The organism is uncultured Dialister sp., assembly GCF_937959425.1.
In the GTDB taxonomy this organism is placed as follows: domain Bacteria; phylum Bacillota; class Negativicutes; order Veillonellales; family Dialisteraceae; genus Dialister.
The window spans coordinates 1-3,071 of sequence record NZ_CALGPS010000180.1; the positions used below are offsets into that span (position 1 = coordinate 1).

General features: G+C 52.3%; 2 protein-coding genes. Both read left to right on the plus strand.

The annotated features are described in order from the left end of the window. The first annotated feature begins 542 nt into the window (after positions 1-542). Positions 543-1,145, plus strand: coding sequence for a hypothetical protein (locus Q0482_RS07240; RefSeq protein ID WP_299145077.1), 603 nt, complete (start codon positions 543-545; stop codon positions 1,143-1,145). A 49-nt stretch (positions 1,146-1,194) separates the two neighbouring features. Then, complete coding sequence (locus Q0482_RS07245; RefSeq protein ID WP_299145079.1) at positions 1,195-2,958, plus strand: carbon starvation protein A; 1,764 nt, start codon at positions 1,195-1,197, stop codon at positions 2,956-2,958. Positions 2,959-3,071 lie beyond the last annotated feature (113 nt).

The following is a 3,071-nucleotide window of genomic DNA, read 5'->3' on the forward strand; positions in this document are numbered from 1 at the left end:
ATGAGTAACCATTGCGTATCACTTCAATAGGAAACTATATGCGAACAGTTTCCTGCCGGAATGATTAACCATTGCGTATCACCTCAGTAGGAAACTATTCGCCAACAGTTTCCTGCCGGAATGATTAACCATTGCGTATCACCTCAGTAGGGAACTATTCGCCAACAGTTTCCTGCCGGAATGATTAACCAATGTGGTTCATCTCAACAGGAAACTTTTCGCGAATAGTTTCCTGTCGGCATGATTAACCAATGCTATTCATCTCAATAGGAAACTATACGCGAATAGTTTCCTGCCGGTATGCTTAACCATTGCGTATCACCTCAGTAGGAAACTATTTGCAAACAGTTTCCTGTCGGAATGCTCCACTATTGCTGTTCACCTCAATAGGAAACTCCCCACGCAATAGTGCACTATATTTTTCTTTTTACCAGCTATAAGTATCTTCTATTAGGAAAAAGAAGAAATAAATGGTATATTTTAGTGAACACCATCTAATGATTCTATTTTCACATGATATTTTATTATGAAAGGAGGGGCTCATGGGAGCAAAGGAGGAAGCGGTGGAGCGGCTGCTGTCGGGGTACCGGCGGTATTACAACATTACCCGCTTTGATGGAGTAAGGGAGGAAGAAGCCCGTGGACTGGCGGAGGCCGTCCACTTACAGAAGCCTTTCTTTTCAGGAGGATCGGAGCTTTCGGCGGTGTGCGAATATTATGAACAGGGGGAGAAATATTTCCTCTTTCATTCCGCCCAGCTCTGGTCTACGGCCCAGGAGGAGTTTATTTTCCTCTTCAAGGTGCCCTGTCTTACCCTGGCAGTATTCCGGGAGCTTTCGGAGTATGCCTACGAGGCGGGCATGGATATGGCTCATATCGGGCCGGGTCACATGTATACCTATATTTCACCTCTTTTCATCTGTGATTCCATAGATGAGGAGGCCCGGAAGGCACTGGAGAAGTGCCATCGTTACAAATCCTTCCGGTTTTCATTTCACGGATGGATGGAATTCCATGCAGGAGCATTGGAGCTGAAGAGCGGTCATTTCTATTTCAACCGCGCAGGAAGGTGCATGGAAAAGGGATTGAGAAAAGTTTTTACTGATTATCCGCTTCCCCAAAGGGGTATGAAAGCGGATGCCTGATGTTGACCGGTGAGCCGGTATTGATTCCCTTATGAAAGGGGGACCTTCTATGAATACCCTTGTGTTATTGGCTGTATGTCTGGTGATTCTCTTATGCGGCTACATTTTCTACGGCCGCTGGCTGGTGAAGCAGTGGGGCGTAGGAAAGGGAGACATTCCCACCCCTGCCCATACCATGGAAGACGGCGTGGACTATGTGCCTGCCAAGGCGCCTGTGCTCATGGGCCATCATTTTTCGTCCATTGCCGGCGCCGGCCCTATTACAGGCCCTATCGGCGCTGCCATGTTCGGCTGGCTTCCGGTGACCCTGTGGGTGCTGGTGGGCGGTATCTTCTTCGGCGGCGTCCATGACTTCGGCGCCCTCTTTGCCTCTGTCCGCCACAACGGCCAGTCCATCGGCGAAATCATTTCCGCCAATATGTCCAAAAGGGCAAAGCAGCTTTTTATCATTTTCTCTTACCTCACCCTGATCCTGGTGGTGGCTGCCTTTGCGGCCATCGTGGCTTCCACCTTCGGTGCCGTCTATGAAAACGGCGTGGTGAATGAAGCGAAAAGTGCCACCCAGGCCTCCGTGGCCATGGTGTCCCTCCTTTTCATCGCCGTAGCCATCGTCTTCGGCTTTGCAGTATACCGCCGTCACACCGGCATGGTGGCTTCCACCATCCTTGGCGTTGGCGCCATCGTGCTCTGCATGGCCATCGGCATGAATTTCCACCCCTTCTATTTCTCCACCCATACCTGGATGTGGCTCATCGGCCTTTACATTACCATTGCTTCCGTCACCCCTGTATGGATTCTCCTGCAGCCCCGTGATTATCTCTCCTCCTTCCTGCTTTACGCCATGCTCATCGTGGCCATCGTAGGCATCGTAGGAGCCCATCCGGACATTAACCCGGAACTTTTCCCGGCGTATACCGGATTTTCTGTGGACAACGGAAATGGTACCCAGTACCTCTTCCCCATCCTCTTCACCACCGTAGCCTGCGGCGCTATTTCCGGCTTCCATTCCCTCGTTTCCTCCGGCACCACCTCCAAGCAGCTGGATAAGGAGTCCGATGCAAAGCCCATTGCCTACGGCGGCATGCTGCTGGAATGCGTACTGGCCATCATCACCCTCTGCGCCATTGCCTATGCAAGGGAGACCGGCCACGTGAAGGGAGCCACCGACATTTTTGCCGGCGGCATTGCAGCCATGATTGCTGCCATTCCCGGCCTTCAGTCCATGGAAAGCAGCATGTACACCCTCCTGGTGCTCACCTACTCTGCCTTCTGCCTCACCTCCCTTGATACCGCCACCCGCCTGGCCCGCTTCATGTTCCAGGAATTCTGGCTGGAACCGGGGCAGACACCGAAGGACATTGACGGCAGCTTCAAGAAACTGATGGTGAATCCCTACTTTGCCACCATTCTTACCGTAGTGCTGGGCGTGCTCCTGGGAATGGGAGGATTCATGAAAATCTGGGGCCTCTTCGGTGCAGCCAACCAGCTCTTGGCAGGCATCGGCCTCCTGGCCGTAGCCACCTGGCTGGGCAATGCAGGAAAGAACAATAAAATGTTCCTCATCCCCATGACCTTCATGATGATTGTCACCCTGAGCTCCCTGGTCATCATCGTCAGAAACCAGATCCTCATGATTATGAACGGCGCCACCGACTGGGGTCCCTACGCCCAGGCCGGCATCGGCATTCTTCTCATCGGCCTGGCTCTGGAACTGGCGGTAGAAGGCTATCGCACCATTATCCACCAGAGAAAACAGGCAAAGCTGGAAAAGACAGCAGAAATCCCTGCTGACCTGGATGAAATGGAAGACTAATCGTAGAAATCAAAGCAGCGGAACCGGAAGGAACCGCTGCTTTTTTATGTGGATGGGCTGGTGAGCTGGTGAGACAGTGGGACAGTGGGACTGTGAGACAGGGGGGACTGGGG